At 68.7% G+C, this 25,510-nt stretch carries 21 protein-coding genes; 6 read left to right on the forward strand and 15 right to left on the reverse strand.

Translation table 11 applies throughout. From position 1 onward, the window contains the following. Positions 1-29: 29 nt before the first annotated feature. Positions 30-2,357, forward strand: a complete 2,328-nt coding sequence (locus ACWDTS_RS06915) for an arylsulfatase (RefSeq protein ID WP_450117858.1) — start codon at positions 30-32, stop codon at positions 2,355-2,357. Here ACWDTS_RS06915 and ACWDTS_RS06920 read toward each other — a convergent pair. The 5 genes from ACWDTS_RS06920 to ACWDTS_RS06940 all read right to left on the reverse strand — a co-directional run bounded on the left by ACWDTS_RS06920 (position 2,354) and on the right by ACWDTS_RS06940 (position 7,086). Further along, the gene (locus tag ACWDTS_RS06920; RefSeq protein WP_450107996.1) at positions 2,354-3,511 is read right to left on the reverse strand and encodes a THUMP-like domain-containing protein; all 1,158 of its coding nucleotides are present in this window, start codon (positions 3,509-3,511) and stop codon (positions 2,354-2,356) included. The two genes, ACWDTS_RS06915 and ACWDTS_RS06920, sit on opposite strands and share 4 nt — an antisense overlap. After that, complete coding sequence (locus tag ACWDTS_RS06925) at positions 3,512-4,489, reverse strand: class I SAM-dependent methyltransferase (RefSeq protein ID WP_197251322.1); 978 nt, start codon at positions 4,487-4,489, stop codon at positions 3,512-3,514. A gap of 52 nt (positions 4,490-4,541) precedes the next feature. Next, a complete protein-coding gene (locus tag ACWDTS_RS06930; protein WP_450117859.1) occupies positions 4,542-5,321 on the reverse strand; it encodes an enoyl-CoA hydratase-related protein in 780 nt (259 codons plus the stop codon). A 15-nt stretch (positions 5,322-5,336) separates the two neighbouring features. Continuing rightward, positions 5,337-6,176, reverse strand: coding sequence for an NUDIX hydrolase (locus ACWDTS_RS06935; RefSeq protein ID WP_450117860.1), 840 nt, complete (start codon positions 6,174-6,176; stop codon positions 5,337-5,339). Positions 6,177-6,249: 73 nt separating this feature from the next. Next, positions 6,250-7,086, reverse strand: a complete 837-nt coding sequence (locus ACWDTS_RS06940; RefSeq protein ID WP_197251325.1) for an ABC transporter ATP-binding protein — start codon at positions 7,084-7,086, stop codon at positions 6,250-6,252. A 42-nt stretch (positions 7,087-7,128) separates the two neighbouring features. On the opposite strand from ACWDTS_RS06940, the gene glgX reads away from it, so the two are divergent. Then, positions 7,129-9,282 carry a glycogen debranching protein GlgX gene (gene glgX, locus ACWDTS_RS06945; RefSeq protein ID WP_450117861.1) on the forward strand — a complete coding sequence of 718 codons (2,154 nt, stop codon included), beginning with the start codon at positions 7,129-7,131 and terminating at the stop codon, positions 9,280-9,282. A gap of 13 nt (positions 9,283-9,295) precedes the next feature. Here the strand turns inward: glgX and ACWDTS_RS06950 are convergent, their stop codons facing one another. The 3 genes from ACWDTS_RS06950 to ctaD all read right to left on the reverse strand — a co-directional run bounded on the left by ACWDTS_RS06950 (position 9,296) and on the right by ctaD (position 13,188). Further along, a complete protein-coding gene (locus ACWDTS_RS06950; protein WP_450117862.1) occupies positions 9,296-10,051 on the reverse strand; it encodes a peptidyl-tRNA hydrolase in 756 nt (251 codons plus the stop codon). 5 nt (positions 10,052-10,056) lie between these two features. Beyond that, positions 10,057-11,334: a phosphoserine phosphatase SerB gene (serB, locus tag ACWDTS_RS06955; RefSeq protein WP_248673350.1), complete on the reverse strand. Its 1,278-nt coding sequence runs from the start codon at positions 11,332-11,334 to the stop codon at positions 10,057-10,059. Between the two features lie 108 nt (positions 11,335-11,442). Next, positions 11,443-13,188 (reverse strand): aa3-type cytochrome oxidase subunit I, encoded by a 1,746-nt coding sequence (gene ctaD / locus ACWDTS_RS06960; protein ID WP_248673351.1) that lies wholly within the window; start codon positions 13,186-13,188, stop codon positions 11,443-11,445. Positions 13,189-13,509: 321 nt separating this feature from the next. Between ctaD and ACWDTS_RS06965 the strand changes: the two genes are divergently transcribed. Genes ACWDTS_RS06965 through ACWDTS_RS06980 form a run of 4 tightly spaced genes read left to right on the forward strand, consistent with a single transcriptional unit; the run spans position 13,510 to position 17,175 of the window. Continuing rightward, the gene (locus tag ACWDTS_RS06965; RefSeq protein WP_450117863.1) at positions 13,510-14,514 is read left to right on the forward strand and encodes an ABC transporter substrate-binding protein; all 1,005 of its coding nucleotides are present in this window, start codon (positions 13,510-13,512) and stop codon (positions 14,512-14,514) included. Between the two features lie 33 nt (positions 14,515-14,547). Further along, the gene (locus ACWDTS_RS06970; RefSeq protein ID WP_450117864.1) at positions 14,548-15,612 is read left to right on the forward strand and encodes an ABC transporter substrate-binding protein; all 1,065 of its coding nucleotides are present in this window, start codon (positions 14,548-14,550) and stop codon (positions 15,610-15,612) included. After that, a complete protein-coding gene (locus tag ACWDTS_RS06975; RefSeq protein WP_450117865.1) occupies positions 15,596-16,690 on the forward strand; it encodes an HtaA domain-containing protein in 1,095 nt (364 codons plus the stop codon). Before ACWDTS_RS06970 ends, ACWDTS_RS06975 begins: the two co-directional genes overlap by 17 nt. A gap of 8 nt (positions 16,691-16,698) precedes the next feature. After that, positions 16,699-17,175: an NUDIX hydrolase gene (locus tag ACWDTS_RS06980; protein WP_450107990.1), complete on the forward strand. Its 477-nt coding sequence runs from the start codon at positions 16,699-16,701 to the stop codon at positions 17,173-17,175. 92 nt (positions 17,176-17,267) lie between these two features. Here ACWDTS_RS06980 and nrdF read toward each other — a convergent pair whose 3' ends face one another. The 7 genes from nrdF to ACWDTS_RS07015 all read right to left on the reverse strand — a co-directional run bounded on the left by nrdF (position 17,268) and on the right by ACWDTS_RS07015 (position 25,388). Beyond that, positions 17,268-18,278 carry a class 1b ribonucleoside-diphosphate reductase subunit beta gene (gene nrdF / locus ACWDTS_RS06985; RefSeq protein WP_197255371.1) on the reverse strand — a complete coding sequence of 337 codons (1,011 nt, stop codon included), beginning with the start codon at positions 18,276-18,278 and terminating at the stop codon, positions 17,268-17,270. A 43-nt stretch (positions 18,279-18,321) separates the two neighbouring features. Next, complete coding sequence (nrdE, locus tag ACWDTS_RS06990) at positions 18,322-20,490, reverse strand: class 1b ribonucleoside-diphosphate reductase subunit alpha (RefSeq protein WP_450117866.1); 2,169 nt, start codon at positions 20,488-20,490, stop codon at positions 18,322-18,324. Positions 20,491-20,598: 108 nt separating this feature from the next. Continuing rightward, positions 20,599-21,045 carry a class Ib ribonucleoside-diphosphate reductase assembly flavoprotein NrdI gene (gene nrdI, locus ACWDTS_RS06995; RefSeq protein ID WP_197255366.1) on the reverse strand — a complete coding sequence of 149 codons (447 nt, stop codon included), beginning with the start codon at positions 21,043-21,045 and terminating at the stop codon, positions 20,599-20,601. A 120-nt stretch (positions 21,046-21,165) separates the two neighbouring features. Beyond that, a complete protein-coding gene (locus ACWDTS_RS07000; RefSeq protein WP_197255364.1) occupies positions 21,166-21,396 on the reverse strand; it encodes a redoxin NrdH in 231 nt (76 codons plus the stop codon). Between the two features lie 358 nt (positions 21,397-21,754). Next, on the reverse strand, positions 21,755-23,845 hold the full coding sequence (locus ACWDTS_RS07005; protein ID WP_450117885.1) for a xanthine dehydrogenase family protein molybdopterin-binding subunit: 2,091 nt from the start codon (positions 23,843-23,845) through the stop codon (positions 21,755-21,757). Beyond that, a complete protein-coding gene (locus ACWDTS_RS07010) occupies positions 23,839-24,840 on the reverse strand; it encodes an FAD binding domain-containing protein (protein ID WP_450117867.1) in 1,002 nt (333 codons plus the stop codon). Before ACWDTS_RS07010 ends, ACWDTS_RS07005 begins: the two co-directional genes overlap by 7 nt. After that, positions 24,837-25,388: a (2Fe-2S)-binding protein gene (locus tag ACWDTS_RS07015; RefSeq protein WP_197255361.1), complete on the reverse strand. Its 552-nt coding sequence runs from the start codon at positions 25,386-25,388 to the stop codon at positions 24,837-24,839. Before ACWDTS_RS07015 ends, ACWDTS_RS07010 begins: the two co-directional genes overlap by 4 nt. Between the last annotated feature and the right edge of the window lie 122 nt (positions 25,389-25,510).

Here is a 25,510-nt window from a genome sequence, read left to right on the forward strand (position 1 = left end):
CGGGTGGACGGAGAAGGGGGCACACGGTCATGGGCAAGGAACTCCGGGCAGCACCGATACCCGGCGGGGATACCCTGCCGTTTCCCCCGACGCCGTCGGGGAGTATCGCGGGCCGCACCATGCAGGAATCGGTGTACAGCCCACACCCGAAGCAGCGCCGGCTGCCCGCCGACGCCCCGAACATCCTCGTCGTGCTGATCGACGACGCCGGTCCGGGTCTGCCGACAGGGTTCGGCGGCGAGGTGAACACCCCCACCCTCGACCGCATGCTCGACGAGGGCATCGGCTACAACCGCTTCCACACCACCGCGATGTGTTCGCCGACCCGCGCGTCGCTGCTCACCGGCCGCAACCACCATCGCGTCGGAAACGGGCAGATCGCCGAACTGGCCAACGACTGGGACGGGTATTCCGGCCACATCCCGAAGTCGAGTGCGACGGGAGCGGAGGTCCTGCGGCACTACGGGTACACCACCGCGGCGTTCGGCAAGTGGCACAACACCCCGGCCGAGGAGACCACGGCCGCCGGGCCCTACGACAACTGGCCCACCGGCGTCGGTTTCGACTACTTCTACGGCTTCCTCGCGGGTGAGGCATCGCAGTACGAGCCGAACCTGGTCCGCAACACCACCGTCGTCCTGCCGCCGAAGACCCCCGAGGAGGGCTACCACCTCAGTGAGGACCTCGCGGACGACGCCATCGGCTGGTTGCGCCGCCACAAGGCGCTCGACGCCGACCGGCCCTTCTTCATGTACTGGGCCAGCGGCTGCCTGCACGGCCCGCACCACATCATGAAGGACTGGGCCGACCGGTATGCGGGCAAGTTCGACGACGGCTGGGACGCCTACCGCGAGCGCGTGTTCGCCCGGGCCAAGGAGAAGGGCTGGATCCCACCGGAGGCCGAGCTCACCGACCGCGATCCCACCATGGCGGCGTGGGACGACATCCCCGAGGAGGAGAAGCCGTTCCAGCGTCGCCTCATGGAGGTGGCGGCCGGGTACGCCGAGCACTGTGATGTGCAGGTCGGGCGGTTGTTCGACGAGCTGGACCGGCTCGGCTACCGCGACAACACCCTGGTCCTCTACATCTGGGGCGACAACGGCTCGTCCGGGGAGGGCCAGGAAGGGACCATCAGCGAACTGTTGGCGCAGAACGGGATTCCGACGACCCCGGCGCAGCACATCGCCGCTCTCGAGGAACTCGGCGGACTCGACGTCCTCGGCTCTCCGAAGACCGACAACATGTACCACGCGGGATGGGCGTGGGCGGGCAGCACGCCCTACAAGGGCATGAAACTCCTCGCGTCGCATCTCGGGGGAACCCGCAATCCGATGGTGGCGCGGTGGCCCGCGAAGATCACCCCCGATCGGACCCCGCGAACCCAGTTCCTGCACTGCAACGATCTGGTGCCGACCTTCTACGACCTGCTCGGAATCACCCCGCCCCGCTCCGTGAACGGGATTCCGCAGGACCCCATCGACGGTGCCAGCTTCGCGGAGACCTTCGTCGACCGGGATGCTAAGGCGGGCAAGCTCACCCAGTACTTCGAGATCATGGGCAGCCGCGCGATCTACCACGACGGCTGGATGGCGTCCGCATTCGGACCCCGGGCACCGTGGCTGCAGGGCATGCCCGGCGGGATCCGCGACTGGAACCCCGACGACGACACCTGGGAGCTCTACAATCTCGACGAGGACTGGACCCAGAACCGCGACCTCGCGGCGCAGTATCCCGAGAAGCTGGCCCAGCTGCGGGAGTTGTTCGCGATCGAGGCGGCCAAGAACAACGCCCTGCCGATCGGCGGGGGGCTTTGGGTGGTGGCACTTCACCCCGAGCAGCGGATCACCACGCCGTACACCAGCTGGGAGTTCACCGGCGACGTCACCCGTATGCCCGAATTCTGTGCTCCCGCACTGGGAAACAGGAACAACCGCGTTGCCGTCGAGCTGACCGTCCCCGAGCGGGCCGGCGGTGTCCTCTACGCTCTCGGCGGCAACGGCGGCGGGCTGACCTGTTTCATGGACGACGGCTACCTCTGCTACGAGTACAACCTGTTCATCCTGATGCGCACCAAGATGCGCTCGGCGGAGCCGATTCCGCCCGGTGAGCACAAACTCGAGGTGTTCACCGAGTACGCCGAGACCCGTCCCGGCGGCCCGCTGAACGTCCGGATGTGTGTCGACGGGCAGAAGGTCGGCGAGACGACCGTGCCGATCAGCGCGCCGTTGCTGTTCACGGCGAACGACTGTCTCGACATCGGTACCTGTCTCGGATCCCCGGTGTCGCTCGACTACTACGACCGCGCACCGTTCCCGTTCGAGGGCACCATCGAGAAGGTGGTCGTCGACTACATCTAGAACGACGCCTCGCACACGAAAGCCTCCGCGGTGCGCCCGATCCGGGTCAGCACCACCGACAACGACCGCGAACCCCGGAGCTTCAGACGTGGCCGCAGCACCGCGGGGTCGACGTCGACTCCGCGGACGAGGATCTCGGCGACCCCGCAGTCGTGCTGCGCGAGCGCTTGTTTCAAGGCCTTCTCGGTGTACTTGAACCGATCGAGGATGCGGAAGCCGCGCACGCCCTCGGGCAGGGTGTCGCCGGTGAGATAGGCGATGCGCGGATCCAGTTGCCACAGACCGTGATATGCCGCCCAGTGCCGGACCAGGCCGGCCCGCACGATCGCGCCGTCGGGATCGACGATCCACTGCCCCGGAGGACGGTCGTCGATGTCGTCGGGCATCGCGTCGGTGACCTCGAATCCCGTTCCATCCGAACGCAACACGCTTGCCCGGCGTCGGACACCGGGGCTCGACAGGCCCGGCGAGTACAGGCACGCCTCGCGGACACCGCCGTCGAGCGAGACGACCTCGACCTCCCCCGCCCAGTCGATCGCGTCGAAATCCAGGCCCGGCGCGCACTTCACCGCGAGATCGCGTCCGGCATAGACGTCGAGCAGGTCCGGCAGCGGTGGTTGCAGCGCCGCCGGATCGTGCGTGCGCCGGCCGCCGGCGCGGCGTGCGGGATCGGCGATCACGGTGGTCCCGCGGGTGACGGGCCGCAGCGCGTCGGCCCGGATCAGCGATGTGCCCGGCACGTTGTGCGCGGCCATCGCCAACCGCACCGGGTCCAGATCGCTGCCGATCACGAGGTCGGCGACACCCACGAGCGCCGCCAGTTCCGCGCCGATCGAACATGTCACGTCGTGCACGCGCCGCCCGGCCAGGCGCCGCGCCCGATGCGTGGCGACCACGGCGGGGGTGGCCTGCTGCACCGCGTCGTCGGTGAGCAGCCATCCCCCGGCCTCCGGCAGTTTCGCGACAGCCTTGCGGCGCGCCAGCACGGTCTCGACGAGCAGGCCGGCACGGTCGCCGAAACGCGTACGCACCCAGCCGATGTCGGCCAGGCGTGTACGCGCGGACAGTTCCCGGCCGTCCACCTCGGTCAAGGCGGACGCCGCCTCGTCCGACGCCAGATAGGCGACGTCGGCGAGGGTGAACTCGTATCCCAACTACTTGCCGGGCTTCACACCGGTGATCATGACGTTGTAGAAGAAGCTGCGCGGCACGACGTGCTTGAGCACCTTCTCGTCGACCCAGCTCAGCGTCTTCCAGCCACCGAACGCGAACTTCGCCCAGCCCCAGCCGAGCTTCTCCTCCGGCACGGCGGCCTCGAAGGTGCGCACGGGCCAGCCGAGCAGCGCCGCGGCGAACTCCTCGCTCGACGCCTTCACCTCGACGGCACCGGCCGAGGTCGCGATCTTCTCGAGATCGGACGGATCGAAGGTGTGCAGGTCGACGACGGCTTCGAGGGCCGCGGCCCGGGAGGACTCGTCGAGTTCGGTCTGCGGACGGCGCCAGTCGCTCAGGAACGGCAGCTTGGTGATGTTGGTGGTCGCCTCCCAGGTGATGCGACCGAGCCACCGCGCGTAGAAGTTGCCGATCGTGCTGGGCTCACCGGCGAAGACGAACCGGCCGCCGGGCTTGAGAACGCGCAGGACCTCGCGCAGCGACTGCTCGACATCCGGGATGTGGTGTAGCACGGCGTGACCCACGACGAGGTCGAAGGTGTCGTCCTCGTACGGGATGGTCTCGGCGTCGGCGACCCGGCCGTCGACGTCGAGTCCGAGATTCGCGGCGTTGCGCAGGGCGACCTTGACCATGCCGGGCGACAGGTCCGTCACCGAACCGGACTTCGCGACGCCCGCCTGCATGAGGTTGAGCAGGAAGAAACCGGTGCCGCAGCCGAGTTCGAGCGCCTTCCCGTACGGAAGGGGCTGCTCACCCGCCGCCGCGTCGAAGCGGCCCTTGGCGTAGTCGATGCAACGTTCGTCGTAGGAGATTGACCACTTCTCGTCGTACGTCTCGGCTTCCCAGTCGTGGTAGAGCACCTGGGCGAGTTTGGTGTCCTCGAGCGCAGCGGCGACCTCTTCGGCGGTGGCGTGCGGGTTGGGCGCGGGATCGGTCCCGTCGGTCCTGCTTGCAGTCATAGGTGTGATCCTACCCATCGGTAAGCATGGAACAAGTTCCAGTTTCGGCGGGCTATTCGCCGGTGAACGCGGCCTTGCCCGGGCCGTTCGCGATGAAGGACTCCATCCCGATCGTGCGGTCGGCCGTCGCGAACAGCGACGCGAACACATGCTGCTCGATCTTCAGTCCGGTGTCGAGATCCGTGTCCAGGCCCTGATCGATCGCAGCCTTCGCCGCCGCGAGCGCACGCGAGGCCGCTCCGGTGAACTGCGACGCCCACCTCCGCGCTGCGTTGTACACGTCATCGGGTGCGACGACCTCGTCGACCAACCCGATCGCGAGCGCCTCGTCCGGTCCGACGAACCGGCCCGTGAACACGATGTCCTTCGCCTTCGACGGACCGACGAGCCGCGCGAGCCGCTGCGTGCCGCCGCCCCCGGGGATGATGCCGAGCAGGATCTCCGGCGTCCCGAGCTTGACGTTGTCGCCGATGATCCTGCGGTCCGCGCCGAGCGCGAGTTCCAGGCCACCGCCGAGCGCGTAGCCGGTGATCGCCGCGACCGTCGGCTTCGGGATGTCGGCGATCGACCCGAGCGCGGACTGCAGGTCCCCGATGATCTCGCTCATCTGCACGAAGCCGATCTCGGCGAGTTCCTTGATGTCGGCACCGGCGGCGAACACCTTCTCGCCGCCGTAGACGATCACGGCCTTGACGTCCTTGCGTACCGTCGCCTCCCGGGCGGCGGCACGGATCTCCTCCTGCACCTGCCGGTTCAGTGCGTTCATCGGCGGGCGGTCGAGCCGGATGGTTCCGATGCCGTCGGACACCTCGAGAGTGACGTATTCAGCCATGCCGCTCAGGCTAGATCAGATGTCGGTGCGCTTCGCCCAGGGGTGCGGCCCCCCGCGGGTGTAGTAGCCCTCGTCGCCGCCGAACGAGACGCGGATCTGTCCCTCGTCGTTGCGCGACAGGATCGGCAGGATCGGTTCGATCACGACCTCGTCCGCGAGCACGTCCGCGACGGTGGCGTATGCGGCGAGCGAGGTGAGCTGGGCCCAGGTCGGCGGCAGCAGGATCGACGCACCCGCCTGCCAGTCGTCGAGTGCTTCGGCCGCCGTGCGCCACTGCACGTGCTCGGCTTCGCTGGTGTCGCCGTCGGCACGCTGCCCTTCGGGGACGGCCGCGACGAAGAAGTGGGTGTCGTAGCGGCGGCGTTCACCGAGCGGGGTGATCCAGTTCGCGCGGGGGCGCAGCAGGTCGGTGCGGACCACGAGGCCTTCGGCGGCGAGGAAGTCGCCGAACGACAGTTCCCGCGCCTCGAGGAGACGACGGGCCTGCGCGTACTGCGCGGTGTCGGCGACGACGGTGTCCTCGCTGGGTCCGGCCAGCAGCAGGCCGCACTCCTCGAACGTCTCGCGGACCGCGGCCAGCACGAGTGCCTGCGCGCGTCCCTCGGTGGTCGTGAACCGCTCGGCCCACCAGGCGATGGTCGGGCCGGCCCAGCGCACGGACGCGGCGCTGTCGGAGGGGTCGACGCCACCGCCCGGGAACACCGTCATGCCGCCGGCGAAGTCCATGCCGACGACGCGGCGCTGCAGGAATACCTCGATACCCCCGTCGGAATCGCGGAGCAGAAGGACGGTGGAGGCGTCCTTGATCGGCACCGCGGCCGGATCGAAGGGGGCTGCAGAGCGTTCGGTAGACATGCGTACAAACTACGTGACGGGGTGATCCGCATCGCATCGGGACCGGCATCGAGACGCCGGTCCCGATCCGGAATCAGACGTGCACGCGGTGCCGGCCCGGCTCCCGGGTGCGGCGCGCGAAGAAGCGCCCGTCCACCCGATCGAGCGTGATCGACTGGCTGAACGCGGTGCTCAGGTTCTCGGAGGTGATCACGTCGTCGATCAGCCCCTGCGCGACCACCTGCCCCTCCTTGAGGAGCATCGCGTGGGTGAAGCCCGGCGGGATCTCCTCGACGTGATGCGTGATCAGCACCGTCGCGGGGGCATCCGGGTCCGCGGCGAGCGTCGCCAGGCGCGCGACGAGTTCCTCACGGCCACCGAGGTCCAGACCCGCCGCGGGTTCGTCGAGCAGCAGCAGTTCCGGATCGGTCATCAACGCCCGGGCGATGAGGACCCGCTTGCGTTCCCCCTCCGACAGGGTGCCGTACATGCGGTCGGCGAGGTGTTCGGCGCCGAGGCTCTCGAGCATCTCCGTAGCCCGCTCGGTGTCCATCGCGTCGTACTTCTCCCGCCACCGGCCGAGCACGCCGTACCCGGCGGAAACCACCAGATCGGAGACCTTCTCGTCGGCCGGAACGCGGTTGGCCAGCGCCGACGACGACATGCCGATGCGCGGTCGCAGTTCGGACAGGTCGGTGCGCCCGAACCGCTCGGCCAGCACGCTCGCCGTGCCGGAGGTCGGGAACGTCTCCGCGGCCGCGACCCGCAGCAACGAGGTCTTGCCGGCGCCGTTCGGCCCCAGCACCACCCAGCGTTCGTCCAGCTCCACCTTCCAGGTCACGGGTCCGACCAGGACGTTGCCGCCCCGCCGCACCAACACGTCGTCGAATTCGATGAGCAGATCGGGATCAGGTTGTGCCACGCCGTCCATCTTGGACTACCCCGGCAGCCGATTCACCGGCAGGATCGTTTCGTGTCGCTCTCCCCCACCGATCCCACCGCGCCGCCGGTGGCGCGCGCCGACCGCGGTCCGTTCCCGCTCGGGGCGACCGCCCTCGAAGCCGACGACCCCGACGCGGGCACCCACTTCTCGGTGCACGCCCCGCACAGCGACCGTGTGCAGGTCTGCCTGATCGACGACGACGGGCGGGAACAGCGGATCGACCTGCCGGACCGGACCTTCGGAATCTGGCACGGCACGGTGCCCGGGGTCGGTCCCGGGCAGCGCTACGGCTACCGGGCGCACGGCCCGTGGCAGCCGGGCACCGGGCTGCGCACCAACCCGCACAAGCTGCTGCTCGACCCGTGGGCCCGCCGCCTGACCGGCGCCATCGGTGATCCGCGACGCCTGCTCGCCTACGATGACGATCCCTTCGGCGCACCCTCGACCGTCGATTCCCTCGGCCACGTCCCGTTGTCGGTGGTCACCGAACCGGCCGGAACGGTCCGGCACGACCGCCCCGGCACCGCGTGGGAGCAGACGGTGCTCTACGAACTGCACGTCGGGTCCTACACGGCACGCCATCCCGGGGTGCCGCCCGAACACCGCGGCACCTATCTCGGGCTGACCGCGCCGGCCGTCCTCGAGCATCTCGTCGGGCTCGGGGTGACCGCCGTCGAACTGCTGCCGGTGCACGCGTTCCTCACCGAACCCCCGGTACGGGCACGCGGGATGCGCAACCACTGGGGCTATTCGACCGCCGCCTGTTTCGCGCCGCACCCCGGGTACGCGAGCGTGCCCGGCGCGGAGATCGACGAGTTCCGGGCCATGGTGGCGGCGCTGCACGCCGCCGGGATCGAGGTGATCCTCGACGTCGTCTACAACCACACGTGCGAATGGTCGGTGGCCGGGCCGAGCCTGTCCTGGCGCGGACTCGACGCGCGCGGCTACTACCTGTTGGACGAGCAGGGGCTCGACATCGACCTGACCGGCTGCGGCAACACCGTCGACGCCACCTCGCCGATCGCGGTGCGGATGGTGTGCGACAGCCTGCGCTACTGGGCCACCGAGATGGGGGTCGACGGGTTCCGGTTCGATCTGGCCAGCGCGCTGGGCCGTCCGCGCGGCGGCACGTTCGACTCGCGGGCCGCGCTGCTCACCGCGATCACCACCGATCCGGTGCTGACGGATCTGAAGCTGATCGCCGAACCGTGGGACGCGACCGTCCACGGTTACCGGCTCGGCGAGTTCGGCGCGCAGTGGTCGGAATGGAACGATCGGTACCGCGACACGGTCCGCCGGTTCTGGGCGGGACGGTCCGGGATCCGCGAGATCGCCTCGCGTCTCGCCGGTTCCGAGGACCTCTACGACCGGACCGTGCGGCAGCCGTGGATGTCGATCAATTTCGTCGCCGCGCACGACGGGTTCCCCGTGGCCGATCTGGTCGCCTACGAACGCAAGCACAACGAGGCCAACGGCGAGGACGGACGGGACGGCGCCGACCACAACGAGTCGGTCAACCACGGTGTGGAGGGGCCGACGGACGACCCGGAGATCGTCGCCGCCCGCGACCGGCACGTGCGGGCATTGCTGGCCACGCTGCTGCTGTCCACCGGCACCCCGATGCTGCTCGCCGGCGACGAATTCGGACACAGCCAGGGCGGCAACAACAACGCCTATTGCGTCCCGGCGGACACCCCGGTGACCGATGCGTGGCCGCTGGACTGGTCGTCGGCCGACACCACCCGGATCGCATTCGTGCGACAGCTGCTGCAGTTGCGCAAGGTCGTGCCGGTGCTGCGTCAGCGCCGTTTCTTCGACGGCCGCGCCCGCACCGTCGGCTATCCCGACCTGGTGTGGTTCGGCGGTGACGGCCTCGAACTCGACGAGGCCGGCTGGCACGACGACGACCGGCGCACCCTGCAGGCGTGGGTGGACGGGTCGCAACTGGGCACGGTCACGCGGGCCGGGGTGCCGCTCGCGGACAGCAGCGGCCTGATCGTGCTGCATGCTGCCGGCCCGGCGACGCTCGTGCTCGCCGGACCCGAGTGGTATCGGGGTCGGGTGGTGTGCGTGTTCGACTCGAGCGCACCCGACGGTGCACCCGCCGACGCGTCGCCTCGACCCGTCGGCTCCGAGTGGGAGGTGACCGGACCGACCGTGCTGATGTTCCGGAAGGACGGCTGAGCCCGGCGGGGCGTCAGCCGGCGACCGCGATCACGGTCATCGAACCCGGTGCGACCTCCGTGAAACCGGCGTCGCGGACCGCGGCGACCGGGCCCCGGCCCGCCTCGGCGCGGGCGCGCAGTTCCTTCCACCGTTCGGGGTCCGCGTCGCGCACGGCGCAACGGTAGCCGTCCGCGGCCCACGCCCGCACCGCGTCCTCGTCGAGAACCCCGGCGAGCAGCATCACCGCGTGCCCGACCTGCGCCGCGGCCTTGCCCACGGTCATGTCGAGGCCGGCGTCGATCCACAGCACCGGAATGCCGGGATCCGGGTCGCCGGGATCGTCGTGCGGCAGGTCGGTGCCACCGATCTGCAGCCGTGAGATGCGCGGGTCCAGGTCACCGACCGGACCCGGCACGAGCGCGCGGGCCTGGGCGCCGTCGTGGTCGACGGTGATCCCGTCGACGTCCTGCGCGGCGAGCCACTGCGCGCCCCGGGCACGGCGGCTGACCTTCCGGATGCGGGCGTCGCTCCAGGCGAGGTAGGCGTCCTGCCACGGACCGGGCGGTCCGTCCGCGTCCGGTCCGACGCGCGGGTCCAGGCACAGGGCGATCGTCGCCATCGCCGCGGCCTCGAGCAGTGCGCTGCGCCGCGGCGGGTTCTGCTTGGGGATGTGCAGCACGATCGGCATCGCGAGGACCGCGGCCGGGTCGTCAGGGTCGGGCCGATGCCCGTATCCGCGGGTGAGCACCCGGTGGCGGGCACCGAACCCGGCGTCGGTGTCAGGCACCGCTGTCAGGCACCGCTGTCGAGGGGCACGCGCCGCAGCGTGCCGTCCACCCGGTCCGCGGCCTCGACCTCGTCGCGGGTGACGCCGAGCACGAACAGCACCGCATCCAGGTACGGGTACGACAGCGCGGTGTCGGCGACCTCACGCAGCGCGGGCTTGGCGTTGAACGCGATGCCGAGACCGGCGGCGCTGAGCATGTCGATGTCGTTGGCGCCGTCACCGACCGCAACGGTCTGCTCGATCGGCACCCCGACCTCGTCGGCGAACTCGCGCAGGGCGCGGGCCTTGGCGGCGCGGTCGACGACGTCGCCGACGACCCGGCCGGTGAGCTTGCCGTCGACGATCTCGAGGGTGTTGGCGCGCACGAAGTCGAGTTCGAGTTCGTGCGCGAGACCCTCGATGACCTGACGGAAGCCGCCGGAGACGACGCCGCAGCGGAAGCCGAGGCGGCGCAGCGTGCGGATGGTGGTGCGGGCGCCGGGGGTCAGCTCCAGGCTCTCGGCGACCTCGTCGATCACGGTCGCGGGCAGGCCCGCCAGGGTGGCGACGCGCTGGTTCAGCGATTCGGTGAAGTCGATCTCGCCGCGCATCGCGGCTTCGGTGACGGCGCGGACCTTGTCCTCGACACCGGCGTGAGCGGCGAGCATCTCGATGACCTCGCCCTGCACGAGGGTCGAGTCGACGTCGAACACGATCAGGCGCTTGGAACGCCGGGCCAGGCCGCCGCGCTCGACGGCGATGTCGATCTCGAGGCCGGCGGCGACCTCGGCGAGGCCGGCCCGGAGCTGCGCGTCGGCGTCGGCGCCGGTGTCGGCCGCGGTCACCATGAGTTCGAGGCCGGTGAGGGGGTAGTCCGCGATGCCGCGGATGGAGTCGATGTTGGCGCCCTGGCGGGCCAGTTCCCGGCCGACCGAGCGCATCGCGCGGGCGCTGACGGGGCTGCCGAGCACGACGACGGCGTGCGTCGAGACCGAGTGCTCGAGGCCGCGTTCGACGCCGATCTGCACGTCCGCGTGCATCCCGACCGTGGCCATCGCCGCCTCGATCTCGTCCTGGAGGGCCTCCGGGTCGTTCGGGCACGCGACCAGGACACCGAGTGTCAGCCGGCCGCGGATGACGACCTGCTCGACGTCGAGCAGATCCACGTCGTGGCGGGAGAGCGCCGCGAAGAGCACACCGGTCACACCGGGATGGTCCGGTCCTGTCACGGTCACCAGCACGGTGGTGTCAGACGCCACTACGTCTCCGATCCTTCGTTTCTCTCGCGGCACGGGCCCTTCCATTCTGCCAATCGGAACGGCTGCCTCAGAGGTTGGGGGTGGTGCGCCCGGTCACGCGCAAGGCCCCGCCCGAGCATCGGGCGGGGCCTTGCGTCACATCGGGTTACCGACTTACTTCAGGGCTTCCCTGTCTGCACCCTCGTGCACGGCCACGTTGTGCTTGTGGCTGCCCGGGCCGACGTGGGCCTCGGCCCGCATCCGCTCGACCATGTGCGGGTAGTGCAGCTCGAACGCCGGACGCTCCGACCGGATGCGCGGCAGCTCGGTGAAGTTGTGGCGCGGCGGCGGGCAGGAGGTGGCCCACTCGAGCGAGTTGCCGTAACCCCACGGGTCGTCGACCGTGACGACCTGGCCGTACCGGTAGCTCTTGAAGACGTTCCACAGGAACGGCAGCGTCGAGGCACCGAGGATGAACGAGCCGATCGTCGAGATGGTGTTCAGCGTGGTGAAGCCGTCGGTGGGCAGGTAGTCGGCGTAGCGACGCGGCATGCCCTCGTTGCCCAGCCAGTGCTGCACCAGGAAGGTGGTGTGGAAGCCGATGAACGTGAGCCAGAAGTGCCAGCGGGCGAGACGCTCGTCGAGCATGCGGCCGGTCATCTTCGGGAACCAGAAGTAGATGCCCGCGTAGGTGGCGAACACGATGGTGCCGAAGAGCACGTAGTGGAAGTGCGCGACCACGAAGTACGAGTCGTGCAGGTGGAAGTCCAGCGGCGGGCTCGCGAGGATGACGCCGGTCAGGCCACCGAAGAGGAACGTGATGATGAAGCCGACCGAGAACAGCATCGGCGATTCGAAGGTCAGCTGACCCTTCCACATCGTCAGGATCCAGTTGAAGAACTTCACGCCGGTCGGGACGGCGATGAGGAACGTCATGAACGAGAAGTACGGCAGCAGCACGGCGCCGGTGGCGTACATGTGGTGTGCCCACACCGCGATGGACAGGGCCGCGATCGCCAGGGTCGCGTAGACCAGGCCGGTGTAACCGAAGATCGGCTTACGCGAGAAGACCGGGAAGATCTCCGAGACGATGCCGAAGAACGGCAGCGCGATGACGTACACCTCGGGGTGGCCGAAGAACCAGAACAGGTGCTGCCACAGCAGGACGCCACCGGTGGCCGGGTCGAAGATGTGGCCACCGAGGTGACGGTCGACGAACAGACCGAAGAACGCGGCGGTGAGCAGCGGGAAGACCAGCAGGATCAGCAGGCTGGTGATGAGGATGTTCCAGGTGAAGATCGGCATCCGGAACATGGTCATGCCGGGGGCGCGCAGGCAGACGACGGTGGTCGTGAAGTTGACCGCACCGAGGATCGTGCCCAGACCCATGACGCCGAGGCCCAGGACCCAGAAGTCGGCGCCGACGCCCGGCGAGTGCAGCTCGCTCGTCAGCGGGGTGTAGGCGGTCCAGCCGAAGTCCGCGGCACCACCGGGGGTGATGAAGCCGGCGAGCACGATGGTCGCGCCGAACAGGTACAGCCAGTAGCTGAAGGAGTTCAGACGCGGGAACGCGACGTCGGGGGCGCCGATCTGCAGCGGGACGATGTAGTTCGCGAACGCGAACACGACCGGCGTCGCGTACATGAGCAGCATGATCGTGCCGTGCATGGTGAACAGCTGGTTGAACTGCTCGTTCGAAAGGAACTGCAGGCCGGGGACCGCGAGCTCGCTGCGCATCAGGAGGGCCATGAGGCCACCGATGAGGAAGAACGAGAACGAGGTGATGAGGTACATGATCCCGAGCAGCTTGGGATCTGTAGTCGTGATCATCTTGTAGATGAACGAACCCTTGGGTCCCTGCCGCGGCGGGTACGGCCTTGCTGCAGCTATCGGGACTGGCTGGGGCGCTACGGCAGTCACTAATCCTCCTGAATGCGCGCTCGACCTCGGGCTGGAGGCGAGCGGTCTCTGGCTTGCGCTGAGTCGAATCGTAGACCGTGCACACAGCGGTCGCCCACCGGGTCCTACTCAGTGTCGTACTCGGTGCGACAGCGTACCTCGAGGTGCTGTCACGACCAGGGTGTTGTTCGTGAGCAGAACCCTCGTGAGCCCCTTCCCCGGCGTGTCGCGCGCCGCCCCCGCGCGCGGATGATGTACGTCACATCGGACAGGGATTTAGGGTAGCGAAACCTTATCAGGCTAGTGTTGCGTCGTTGTTGCCCCGCTCCGAAAGTCCGAGGTATGGACGTGCTCCCTCGATTCCGCCGCCGCGCGACCGTCGCGCTCGTATCGGCACTCACCGCCGCAGTCGCCCTCGCCGGCTGTTCCGCCGACAACACCGAGCCGGAAACGTCCGTCTCGTCGACCGAGGGCTTCCCGCGCACGGTCGAACACTTCCGCGGCTCGACCACGCTCGACGAGGCTCCCCTGCGGGTCGTCGCGCTCGACACCAGCTACGCCGACGCGACGCTGCTGCTCGAGAGCGAACTCGTCGGCTACGTCGACTACCGCACCGAAGGACTGCCCGACTACCTCGGCGACGCCCCGGAGAAGTACGCCGCGAACGCCGTCTCGGTCGGCAAGGTCGCCGACGTGAGCCTGGAGAAGATCGCCGCCCTCGAGCCCGACCTGATCCTGTCCGCCGAGGTGCGCAACGGTGAGCAGTACGAGGAGCTGTCGGCGATCGCTCCCACCGTCTTCTCCCAGTCCACCGGACCGACCTGGAAGGACAACATCCGGCTCGCCGCCCGGGCGCTCGGCAAGGAGGACCTCGCCGAGCAGAAGATCGGCGAGTACGAGGCACGAGCGAAGGCGATCGGCGACGAGATCAACGCCTCGGCGAACAACCCGACCGTCTCGGTCGTGCGCTTCGCCGGTGAGCCGACCGCGCGCCTGTACCGCACCACCTCGTTCAGCGGCATCGTCCTCGAGGACGCGGGTCTGGCCCGGCCCGAGAGCCAGGGTCCGGATCCGGCCGACCCGAGCAGCATCATGAACGCCATCAGCCCCGAGCTGATCGCCCAGGCGGACGCCGACGTCATCTTCGTCTCGATGTACCGCGACGGCGACGGGAAGTCGGAGGGCGCCGCTCAGCCGTTCCTGACCAACCCGCTGTGGGGGAACCTCCGGGGCCGCAAGATCGACGTCGACGACAGCCTGTGGATGACTCCCGTCAGCATCCAGGGGGCCCACCTGATCCTCGACGACCTCGCGGAGGCGTTCGGGGTCGATCCGCACAAGGGATAACCTGGACCGTCCCCGAAACAGGAAGTGGTCGAATTGCCCGTTGTGCACCGGTCCCGAACTGCCGTCCTCGCCGCCGTCACCGTGGCGACGCTCGCCCTCGCGGGGTGCGGGGAAACCACGGACGATCCGGCGGACAGCATCGTGCGCACGACCACCCGCATCGCCGGGGCCGCGGTCGTCGGTGTCGATCGTGACACCACGACCGCGTGCCCGCTCCCCTCTCCCCTCGACGCGGGGCAGCCGGCCACCGGCACCCGGACCGTCGTGCACACCGCGGGCACCGCAGAGGTTCCCGCGGACCCGCAGCGCATCGTCGTTCTCGACCTCGCGGCGATGGACGCGGTGTGCGCGCTCGGTTTGTGGGAGCGGGTGGTCGGTGTGGCGTTCACCCCGATCGACCCCGGCTACTTCGACTACCTCGGCACCGGCATCGCCGAGTTGCCGTCGGTCGGTTCCGGCGACCTGCCCGATCTCGACCTGGTCGCGCAGGCGCAGCCGGATCTGATCCTGGGCTCGTCGGTCGAGTCCGATCTGTACGGCCGGCTCGACGCGATCGCGCCGACCGTGACCGTGGGATCCGACCCCGTGTTCTGGCGGGAGCAGTTCCTGCGCGTCGGCGACGCCCTCGGCCGCCGGGAAGCCGCGCAGCGGGTGCTCGACGACTACCTCCTCGCCGCCGCCGAAGTCGGCCGCGAACTCGCCTCGTCCCAGACGCAGGCGTCGATCGTCCGGTTCACCGCCGACGGGCCCGTCGTGGAAGGCACCGCGTCGTTCGCCGGCCAGGTGATGGCCGACGCCGGCGCCGCCCGGCCCCCCGCCCAGCGCTTCGGCGTCGTCGACGGCCGGTCGTTCGAACCCGTCGACACCGACGATCCGGCGGCGGCGGACGCGGACGTGCTCTTCGTCCGCTTCGACGGCGACACCGGCCTCGCGGAGGGCACCGAATACATGGAAACGGACCGCTGGCTCGATCTCGGCGCCGTGAGCGACCACCGGTTGTTCGCGGTGACCGACGACGTGTGGTCCACGCCCGGCCCGGTCGCGGCCCGGGCGGTCCTCACCGACCTGAAGGTAGCGCTCAATGGCTATTCGAACTGAATTCGGCCGACCCGCCGTGCGGGTCGGCGCTGTCCTCGCAGGCTTGCTCGCAACCGTGCTTCCGGCGGCCGCGCCGGCGTCGGCGCAACCGGAGACCCCGGCCATCGAGGTGTTCGCCGCCGACGGCGTCACCCCGCTCGGCGACCTGCCGGTGCACGAGGGCGACACCGTCGTCGTGCGCGGAACCGGTTTCGACCCGGAGGCGAACCGCACCGGTGGCCTGCCGGTGCCGGTACCGCCGGGAGTGCCGCACGGCACCTTCGTCTCGTTCGGCGGCTTCTCCGAGCACTGGCGTCCTTCCGAGGGTGCCCCCACCGCGAACCGCGCGACCGTACGATCCACCAACGCGTGGGTGCTGTCCGAACGCGCACTGAACCAGGTGCCCAACGTGCCGTTCGACATGCGCCGCACCGTCCGGCAGCAGTGGGTTCCGCTGTCCGACGACGGCTCGTTCACCGCGACCCTCACGATCGACGCTCCCGCCACCGTGCCCGCCGACGCGGTGTACGGCATCTACACGTACGGTGCCGCCGACGCGCTCAACGCCGAGCAGGAACTGTCCGTGCCGGTGAACTTCGATCCCTCGCCCGGCCCGAACGCTCCCGTCCCCGCGTCGCAGGACCTGGTGTGGGGATTCGCGCCCGGCTACACGGACCTGGTCACCGACACCACGCAGGGTTCGGTCGTCGGGAAGAACGGCGCGACCGTCAACCCGGACGGCACGCTCGCATTCGAACTGGCCGGTGCGCAGATCGACCCGGAGACCGGGCTCGGCCGGATCGAGTACCGCGGCACCGTCGTCTCGTTCACGCGCTTCCATCTCCTCGAGATCGCGCTGGCCGATCCGTGGATCGAGTTCACCGAGGACGGCACCTACCTCACCGCCGAATCGTCGACCGGCGATCAGGTCGGGACCGACTCGATGAGCCGGATCACCGTCGCACGTCTCGATGCTGCCGCCGACGCGAGCCGCACCGAGTGGGACGGCGTTCCCGCCCGCTTCTCGGTGCCGCTGCAGCCGTCGGTGCTGCTGCCGTACTCCGGTGGGCAGGCCGCACCCGTGACCTTCCGCTACTGAGGGCCGTCGTGCCCGTCCCCGAGTTCGTCGCCGCGCTGCGCGCTCACGTCGGTACCGCCCCCTTGTGGTTGTCCGGCGTGAGCGCCGTCGTGCGCGACGACCACGGCCGGCTCCTGCTGACCCGTCGCGCCGACAACGGTCGCTGGGCGATCGTGTCGGGCATCCTCGAGCCCGGTGAGGAACCTGCGGTCGCGGCGGTCCGCGAGGTCGCGGAGGAGACCGGGGTGGTCGCCGACGTCGTGCGCCTGACGAGTGTGGACGTGACCGCGCCGATCACCTACCCGAACGGCGACGTCGCGCAGTACCTGGACGTGTGCTTCCTGCTGCGCGCGACCGGCGGCTCGGCGCGCGTGGCCGACGACGAGAACCTCGAGGTCGCGTGGTTCGCGCCCGACGCGCTGCCCGCCGATCTGACGGACACCTCGGCGCTGCGCATCGACAAGGCGCTGCGCGACGTGCCCGAGGCGTGGTTCCGCCGCCCCTGAAACGCCCCGGAAACGCCTGCGCTCGTGCGTGTTTCCGGTAGCGGGTGCTACCGAAAACGCGCACGAGCGCGGGGGTTACGCGGGCAGTCGGGTCAGAAGTCCCAGTCCTCGTCCTCGGTGACGACCGCCTTGCCGATGACGTACGAGCTGCCGGAGCCCGAGAAGAAGTCGTGGTTCTCGTCGGCGTTCGGGGACAGTGCCGACAGGATCGCCGGGTTGACGTCCGTCTCGTCCTTCGGGAACAGCGCCTCGTAACCCAGGTTCATCAACGCCTTGTTGGCGTTGTACCGCAGGAACTTCTTGACGTCCTCGGTCAGGCCCGCCTCGTCGTACAGGTCTGCGGTGTACTGGGTTTCGTTGTCGTACAGCTCGAACAGCAGCTCGAAGACCCAGTCCTTGAGGTCGTCGCGCTCGGCCTGGGTGATCTGCTCGAGGCCCTTCTGGTACTTGTAGCCGATGTAGTAGCCGTGCACCGCCTCGTCGCGGATGATCAGGCGGATCATGTCGGCGGTGTTGGTGAGCTTGGCGCGCGACGACCAGTACATCGGCAGGTAGAAGCCCGAGTAGAACAGGAACGACTCGAGCAGCGTGGAGGCCGCCTTGCGCTTGAGCGGGCTGTCACCCTGGTAGTAGTCGAGGACGATCTGCGCCTTGCGCTGCAGGTTCTCGTTCTCCTCCGACCAGCGGAACGCATCGTCGATCTCGCGGGTCGAGCACAGCGTGGAGAAGATGTTCGAGTACGACTTCGCGTGCACGGACTCCATGAACGCGATGTTGGTGAGCACCGCCTCCTCGTGCGGGGTGACCGCATCCGGGATCAGCGACACCGCACCGACCGTGCCCTGGATGGTGTCGAGCAGCGTCAGACCCGTGAACACGCGCATCGTGAGCTGCTGCTCGTACGCGGTGAGCGTGCCCCAGGACGGGATGTCGTTGGACACCGGGACCTTCTCCGGCAGCCAGAAGTTGCCGGTGAGGCGATCCCAGACCTCGGAGTCCTTCTCGTCGGGGACGCGGTTCCAGTTGATCGCGGACACGCGGTCGATCAGTTTCACGTGGGCGCCGTCGGCCGGCGAGTGTGCGCGGGGTGCGGAAGTGGTCATCGGTCTTTCCCTACTGGATGTCGAAGAGTGTCGGCAGATTTCGTCAGAGCATGCAGGAGACGCAGTTCTCCACCTCGGTGCCCTCGAGCGCCATCTGCCGCAGACGGATGTAGTAGAGCGTCTTGATTCCCTTGCGCCACGCGTAGATCTGTGCCTTGTTCACGTCGCGGGTGGTGACGGTGTCCTTGAAGAACAGCGTCAGCGACAGGCCCTGATCGACGTGCTGCGTCGCCGCGGCGTAGGTGTCGATGATCTTCTCGTATCCGATCTCGTACGCGTCCTGGAAGTACTCCAGGTTGTCGTTCGTCAGGTAGGGCGCCGGGTAGTAGACGCGACCGATCTTGCCTTCCTTGCGGATCTCGATCTTCGACGCCACCGGGTGGATGGAGCTGGTGGAGTTGTTGATGTAGGAGATCGACCCGGTCGGCGGCACGGCCTGCAGGTTCTGGTTGTAGATGCCGTGCTTCTGCACCGACGCCTTCAACTCGCGCCAGTCGTCCTGCGTGGGGATGTCGATGTTCGAATCGGCGAAGAGCTGACGCACCTTCTCGGTCGCCGGCTCCCACACCTGGTCGGTGTACTTGTCGAAGAACTCGCCCGAGGCGTACTTCGACTCCGGGAATCCCGCGAAGTACGTACCGCGTTCGATCGCGAGCTTGTTCGACGCGCGCAACGCGTGGAACAGCACCGTGTAGAAGTAGATGTTCGTGAAGTCGACGCCCTCCTCGGATCCGTAGAAGATCCGCTCCCGCGCCAGGTAGCCGTGGAGGTTCATCTGGCCCAGGCCGATGGCGTGTCCCTCGTCGTTCGCCTTCTTGATCGAGGGAACGGAGTCGATGGACGTCTGGTCGGCGACCGCGGTCAACGCGCGGATCGCGACCTCGATGCTCTGCGCGAAGTCCGGCGAGTCCATCGTCTTCGCGATGTTCAGCGACCCGAGGTTGCACGAGATGTCCTTGCCCACATGGCTGTAGGACAGATCGTCGTTGTACGTCGACGGGGTCGAGACCTGCAGGATCTCCGAGCACAGGTTCGAGTGGGTGACCTTGCCGGCGATCGGGTTCGCGCGGTTCACGGTGTCCTCGAACATGATGTACGGGTAGCCGGACTCGAACTGCAGCTCGGCGACCGTCTGGAAGAACTCGCGCGCCTTGATCTTCGACTTGCGGATGCGCTTGTCGTCGACCATCTCGTAGTACTTCTCGCTGACGTCGATGTCCGCGAACGGCTTTCCGTAGACGCGCTCGACGTCGTACGGCGAGAACAGGTACATGTCCTCGTTCCGCTTCGCGAGCTCGAACGTGATGTCCGGGATCACGACGCCCAGCGACAACGTCTTGATGCGGATCTTCTCGTCGGCGTTCTCACGCTTGGTGTCGAGGAACCGGTAGATGTCCGGGTGGTGCGCGTGCAGGTAGACGGCACCGGCACCCTGACGGGCACCGAGCTGGTTGGCGTACGAGAAGGAGTCCTCGAGCAGCTTCATGATCGGGATGACACCCGACGACTGGTTCTCGATCTTCTTGATCGGGGCGCCGTGCTCACGAATGTTGCTGAGCAGCAACGCGACACCGCCGCCGCGCTTGGACAGCTGCAGGGCGGAGTTGATCGCGCGGCCGATCGACTCCATGTTGTCCTCGATGCGCAGCAGGAAGCACGAGACCGGCTCGCCGCGCTGCTTCTTGCCGGAGTTGAGGAACGTGGGGGTCGCCGGCTGGAAGCGGCCGGAGATGATCTCGTCGACCAGGTGCGTCGCGAGGATCTCGTCACCGTCGGCGAGGGTCAGCGCGACCATGCACACACGGTCCTCGAAGCGTTCGAGGTACCGCTTGCCGTCGAACGTCTTGAGCGTGTACGACGTGTAGTACTTGAACGCACCCAGGAACGTCGGGAACCGGAACTTCTTCGAATACGCGTGCTGGAACAGCTTCTTCACGAACGGGCGCGAGTACTTCCCGAGAACCTCGGGCTCGTAGTAGTTCTCCTCGACGAGGTAGTCGAGCTTCTCGTCGAGGTCGTGGAAGAACACGGTGTTCTGGTTGACGTGCTGCAGGAAGTACTGCCGGGCCGCGGCCACGTCCTTGTCGAACTGGATCTCGCCGTTGGGACCGTAGAGATTCAGCATCGCGTTGAGCGCGTGGTAGTCGAGGCCTTCGAGCGAAGCGTCCGACTTGGCGCTCGTCGCGGTCGGCGCGGGATCGGTGATGGTCACGGTGTTTGCTCCCACTGTGAGTATCGGGTAACGGCGAGTTACGTCTGCGGCCGCGCACCCGGCTTGCCGGTTCGCGGTCGTTCGAGGCGTGGAGACCACGCGGGGCGGCTAGGCGGTCTGCAGTGACCGATCCCAGAACTGCGCGAGTCCCGCCCGGACGCGTTCGACGTCCTCGGCGGTTCCCATCAGTTCGAATCGATAGAGGTACGGAACCTTGCACTTTCGCGAAACGATATCGCCTGCAAAGCAATACGACTCGCCGAAGTTGGTGTTTCCCGCGGCGATGACGCCCCGGATCAGTGCGCGGTTGTGTTCGTTGTTGAGGAATCGGATGACCTGTTTGGGAACGAAGCTCGTGTCCCGTCCGGTCACGGTGGTGCCGCCCCCGTAGGTCGGCACGATCAGGACGTACGGCTCGTGCACCTCGAACGAGCCGTCACGGTCGTGCAGCGGGATCCGGTGCGCCGGCAACCCGAGCCGCTCGACGAATCGATGGGTGTTCTCCGACGCACTCGAGAAGTACACGAGGCGCGTTCCTGTGGGTGCTGAACTCATCGGTACTCACCATCTGCTCGCTCGCTCGGAAGGACCGGCCCCACACACCCGGTCCTTCACACACACAAGGGTTCACACACAAGGGGTTGTGCCGGTGCCGCCGGAGCGGCACCGGGAACATCAGGCCGCGACCGCGAGCTGCTTGATGCGATCGGGACGGAAACCCGACCAGTGGTCGTCACCGGCGACGACAACGGGCGCCTGGAGGTAACCCAGGGCCATCACGTAGTCACGAGCCTCCGGGTTCTCGGAGATGTCGACGACGTCGTACTCGATACCGGCCTTGTCGAGGGCACGGTAGGTGGCATTGCACTGGACGCAAGCAGGCTTGGTGTAGACGGTGATGTTCATAGGAGCCCCTTTTGTTCCAACGGGCCGAAACGGCCTGGCGACTGACTGCTGCGTGGTGCTCGAACGGCCGTCGAATCGAGTCGATCCTTCTTCCCCAGAGGGACCGGTGATGTTGTGGCCTTCCAGCGGTCTAGACACTACACCTTGTGGCAGACAGATTCACCAAACCCAGGATGTTGTGAACTACATTCTTGGTATTCCCAGGTCGCGCATGTCCGACCTGGGCGTTTTCCACCCCCTTTCGGCGTGTCGCGCGCCGTCCGTCGGGGTGTGCGTTCGACCACACCGCGAGGCGCGTCCGAGGACAGTGTGGCGCAGCCCACCGACACGTTCCGTGGGCGTCGCGCGAGGCGTTCTTCTAGGGCAGTGCCGGCAGCAGATCGTCGAGCCGCACGGGCAGTGCTCGCACCCTCGTCCCCGTCGCATGCCAGACCGCGTTGACCACCGCGGCGGCGCTGCCGACGATGCCGATCTCCCCCGTGCCGCGCGAGCCCATCGGGGTGGCGCGCCGATCGTCCTCGTCGAGCCATGCGGCATCGACGTCGCCGATGTCGGCGTGGGTCGGAATCAGGTATTCGGCGAGATCGTGGTTGACGATGTGGCCCAGCCGGGCGTCGCGGTGGCTCTCCTCGAACAGCGCCATCGAGATCCCGAAGCTCATGCCGCCGATGAACTGCGAGCGGGCGGTGCGCGGATTGACCACCCGCCCCACCGAGAACATCCCGAACATCCGGGGGACCCGGATCTCGCCGGTGTCCACGTCGACCCGCACCTCCGCGAAGTGCGCGCCGTACGAGTGGATGCTGTAGTGCTCGAGTTCCGGAGCCTTGCCCGCGGTCGCACTCGCCTCGGCGCCCGGCTCGGGGTCGCCGCCGAACCGCTTGTGGAACTCGTCCGCCGCCGCGACGATCGCGCTCCCCCACGACGACGTGCCGGACGACCCGCCCGCGACCGTCGCGTTCGGCAGTGCGGTGTCGCCGATCTCGACGTCCACGTCCTCGGGACGGCAGCCGAGCGCATCGGCGGCGACGAGGGTCAGTGCCGTCCAGGCGCCGGTCCCGATGTCGGCGGCGCCGGTGCGCACCGAGTACCGGCCCGCACCGAGGTATCGGACGGTGACCTCCGAACCCGGGGCGACCATGTGCGGGTAGGTCGCGGAGGCGACCCCGGTTCCGACCAGCCAGCGACCGTCGCGCCGGATCCCGGGTTCGCGATCGTCGGGGTTCCACCCGAACCGGCGGGCGCCTTCGCGCAGGCACTCGACCAGACGTCGCGACGACCACGGCTTCCCGGACTCGGGATCGATTTCGGGTTCGTTGCGGATGCGCAACTCGATCGGGTCCACGCCGCAGCGGTGTGCGAGTTCGTCGAGCGCGACCTCGAGCGCGAACATTCCCGGCGCCTCCCCGGGGGCGCGCATCCAGAACGGTGCCGGTACGTCGAGGGGGACGGCGCGGTGGGTGGTGCGCAGGTTGCCGGTGGCGTACATGGTGCGGGCGGGAACCGCGGCCTGCTCGACGAATTCGTCGACGTGGGAGGACTGCACGACGCTGTCGTGAGAGACCGCGACCAAGCGGCCGTCGTGCTCGGCGCCCAGGCGCACCCGCGATACGGTCGGAGCGCGGTAGCCGACGTAGCCGAACATGTCGCGGCGCGGCACCGCGAACTTCACGGCGCGGCCGGGCAGTTTCCGCGCGGCCATCGCGGTGAGCACGTCGTGGGCGTGCGGGCCGCCCTTCGACCCGAATCCGCCGCCGACGTAGGGCGCGACCACCCGGATCCGCTCCTGCTCGATGCCCAGTGCGGACGCGAGCGCCGCGGCGACTCCGTGCGGGTGCTGGGTCGAGTCGTAGACGGTGAGCCGGTCGTCGGCCCACACCGCGACCGCGGTGTGCGGCTCGAGCGGATTGTTGTGTTCCTCGGGGGTGGAATAGGTTTCGTCGACGACCACGTCCGCATGGGCGAGGGCGTTGTCGACGTCGCCGCGCGCGGTGTCCGGCGGGAATCCGCCGTTGACCTTCTCCGGCGTGTAGCGGTCGGGGTGGTCCGCCCGGAACACGACGTCGTGGGGCTGTTCGTCGTACTCGACGGCGATCAGGTCGCACGCCTCCTGTGCGACCTCGGGTGTCTCGGCGACGACGGCGGCGACGATCTGCCCGCGGAACGCGACCTCGAAGCTCTGCAGCACGCGGTGCTCGCCGCGGGCAGGTTCTACGAGCCGGGGTGCGTTCTGCGGGGTGAGCACGGTGAGGACCCCGGGTACGGCCAGCGCGGCGTCGGTGTCGATGGCCCGGATCGTCCCGCGGGCGACCGCCGCGGTCAGCGGAACCAGGTAGGCCGGATGATCGACGGGATGTTCGTATGCGTACGGCGCTGTGCCCGCGACCTTCTGCGGGCCGTCGACGCGCGGCGTCGAGGTTCCGATCGCCGTGTGCGATGCGGTCACGATCGTTCCTCCCGGGTCGCTCGTGCAGTGAGGTCGCGCAGCACCGCCACGGTGGTGCGGCGCAGCAGCGGCACCTTGAAGGCGTTGCCGTCGAGGGGCCGGGCGTCGGCGAGTTCGGCGTCGGCGGCCGCGGCGAACGTCGTGTCCTCGGGTGCGTGGCCGAGCACGACCTCCTCGGCGCGGTGGGCGCGCCACGGCCGGGTTGCGACGCCGCCGTAGGCGAGACGGCAGCCGGTGACGGTGCCGGCCGAGACGGTGAGGTCCGCGGCGACGGACACCAGCGCGAACGCGTACGACGCCCGGTCGCGCACCTTCCGGTAGCAGGCGACCGCGTTCTGCGGCGGGGGAAGCTCCACCGCGACGACGAGATCGTCGTGGTCGAGAACGGTGTCGCTCTGCGGGTCGTCACCGGGCAGCCGGTAGAACTCCTCGAGCGGGATGTGCCGCTCCCCTGTCGTGCCCAGCACCACGACGACCGCGTCGAGCGCGACCATCGCCACGGCCATGTCGGACGGGTGGGTCGCCACGCACCGGTCGGAGCCGCCGAGGACCGCGTGCTGGCGGTTGAATACGCCGAGGGCCGCGCAGCCGCTGCCGGGGTCTCGTTTGTTGCACGGGGTGGTCGGGTCCCGGAAGTACACGCAGCGGGTGCGCTGGAGCAGATTGCCGCCGACGGTGGCGGCGTTGCGGATCTGCGCGGAGGCACCGGAGAGAAGGGCCTGCGACAGTCCGGGATAGAGGTCGCGGAGGGTGGGATGCACCGCGAGGTCGGTGTTGGAGACGGTCGCGCCGATCCGCACTCCCCCGTCGGCGGTCGGTTCGATCCCGTCGAGCGGCAGGCGGGAGATGTCGACGAGCAGATCGGGGGCGGTGACGCCGAGTTTGAGGTGGTCGACGAGGTTCGTCCCGCCGGCGAGGTACGCGCCGCCGGGCGCGGAGTGCATGGCGGCGACCGCTGCCTCGGGATTCTCCGGCCGGAGGTACTGCAGTGGTCTCACGGCCTGGCCTCCCGGTTCGCGGCGACGCTGCGCACCGCGGCGACGATGTTGGGATAGGCGGCGCAGCGGCACAGGTTGCCGCTCAGCCGCTCCCGGATCTCGGCGTCGTCGAGCTCGGGTGAACCGCCCGGAGAGGTGACGGCACTGGGGTCGCCGCGGTCGAACTCGGCGAGCATGCCTGTCGCCGAACAGATCTGGCCGGGGGTGCAGTAGCCGCACTGGAACGCGTCGTGGTCGACGAACGCGTCGTGCAGCGGATGTCTCGGCCGTTCGGCGAGTCCGGCGGCGGTGACGATGTCGGCGCCGTCGTGCGAGACGGCGAGGGCCAGGCAGGTCACGACGCGGCGGGAGTCGAGCAGGACCGTGCACGAACCGCACTGGCCGTGATCGCAGCCCTTCTTCGGGGACATGCAGCCGATGCGGTCGCGCAGGGCGTCGAGCAGGGTGGTGCGCACGTCCACGACGATGCGCCGTTCGTGTCCGTCGACGCGCAGGGTGACGGTGTGCCAGTGGTCGCCGGTCTCCGGGTGGTCCGCGCCGTTCGACATGTTCCCTCCGATCCGTGTGTCTTCGGATGGAGTTCCCCCGATTCGGGGCCGGAAACCCGGCTCGGCGCGGTACCGGACGACGCAGGCCCCCGACATCGCGGATGCGATGCGGGGGCCTGTGA

It is taken from the genome of Rhodococcus sp. NPDC003383 (assembly GCF_053589115.1).

What these genes read in the sequence shown, in the direction of transcription:
- ACWDTS_RS06915 (WP_450117858.1), top strand. Translation starts at nt 30, where the DNA reads ATGGGCAAGGAACTCCGGGCAGCACCGATACCCGGCGGGGATACCCTG.
- ACWDTS_RS06925 (WP_197251322.1), bottom strand. Translation starts at nt 4,489, where the DNA reads ATGACTGCAAGCAGGACCGACGGGACCGATCCCGCGCCCAACCCGCAC.
- ACWDTS_RS06930 (WP_450117859.1), bottom strand. Translation starts at nt 5,321, where the DNA reads ATGGCTGAATACGTCACTCTCGAGGTGTCCGACGGCATCGGAACCATC.
- ACWDTS_RS06935 (WP_450117860.1), bottom strand. Translation starts at nt 6,176, where the DNA reads ATGTCTACCGAACGCTCTGCAGCCCCCTTCGATCCGGCCGCGGTGCCG.
- ACWDTS_RS06940 (WP_197251325.1), bottom strand. Translation starts at nt 7,086, where the DNA reads ATGGACGGCGTGGCACAACCTGATCCCGATCTGCTCATCGAATTCGAC.
- serB (WP_248673350.1), bottom strand. Translation starts at nt 11,334, where the DNA reads ATGGAAGGGCCCGTGCCGCGAGAGAAACGAAGGATCGGAGACGTAGTG.
- ACWDTS_RS06965 (WP_450117863.1), top strand. Translation starts at nt 13,510, where the DNA reads ATGGACGTGCTCCCTCGATTCCGCCGCCGCGCGACCGTCGCGCTCGTA.
- ACWDTS_RS06975 (WP_450117865.1), top strand. Translation starts at nt 15,596, where the DNA reads ATGGCTATTCGAACTGAATTCGGCCGACCCGCCGTGCGGGTCGGCGCT.
- nrdF (WP_197255371.1), bottom strand. Translation starts at nt 18,278, where the DNA reads ATGACCACTTCCGCACCCCGCGCACACTCGCCGGCCGACGGCGCCCAC.
- nrdI (WP_197255366.1), bottom strand. Translation starts at nt 21,045, where the DNA reads ATGAGTTCAGCACCCACAGGAACGCGCCTCGTGTACTTCTCGAGTGCG.
- ACWDTS_RS07000 (WP_197255364.1), bottom strand. Translation starts at nt 21,396, where the DNA reads ATGAACATCACCGTCTACACCAAGCCTGCTTGCGTCCAGTGCAATGCC.
- ACWDTS_RS07015 (WP_197255361.1), bottom strand. Translation starts at nt 25,388, where the DNA reads ATGTCGAACGGCGCGGACCACCCGGAGACCGGCGACCACTGGCACACC.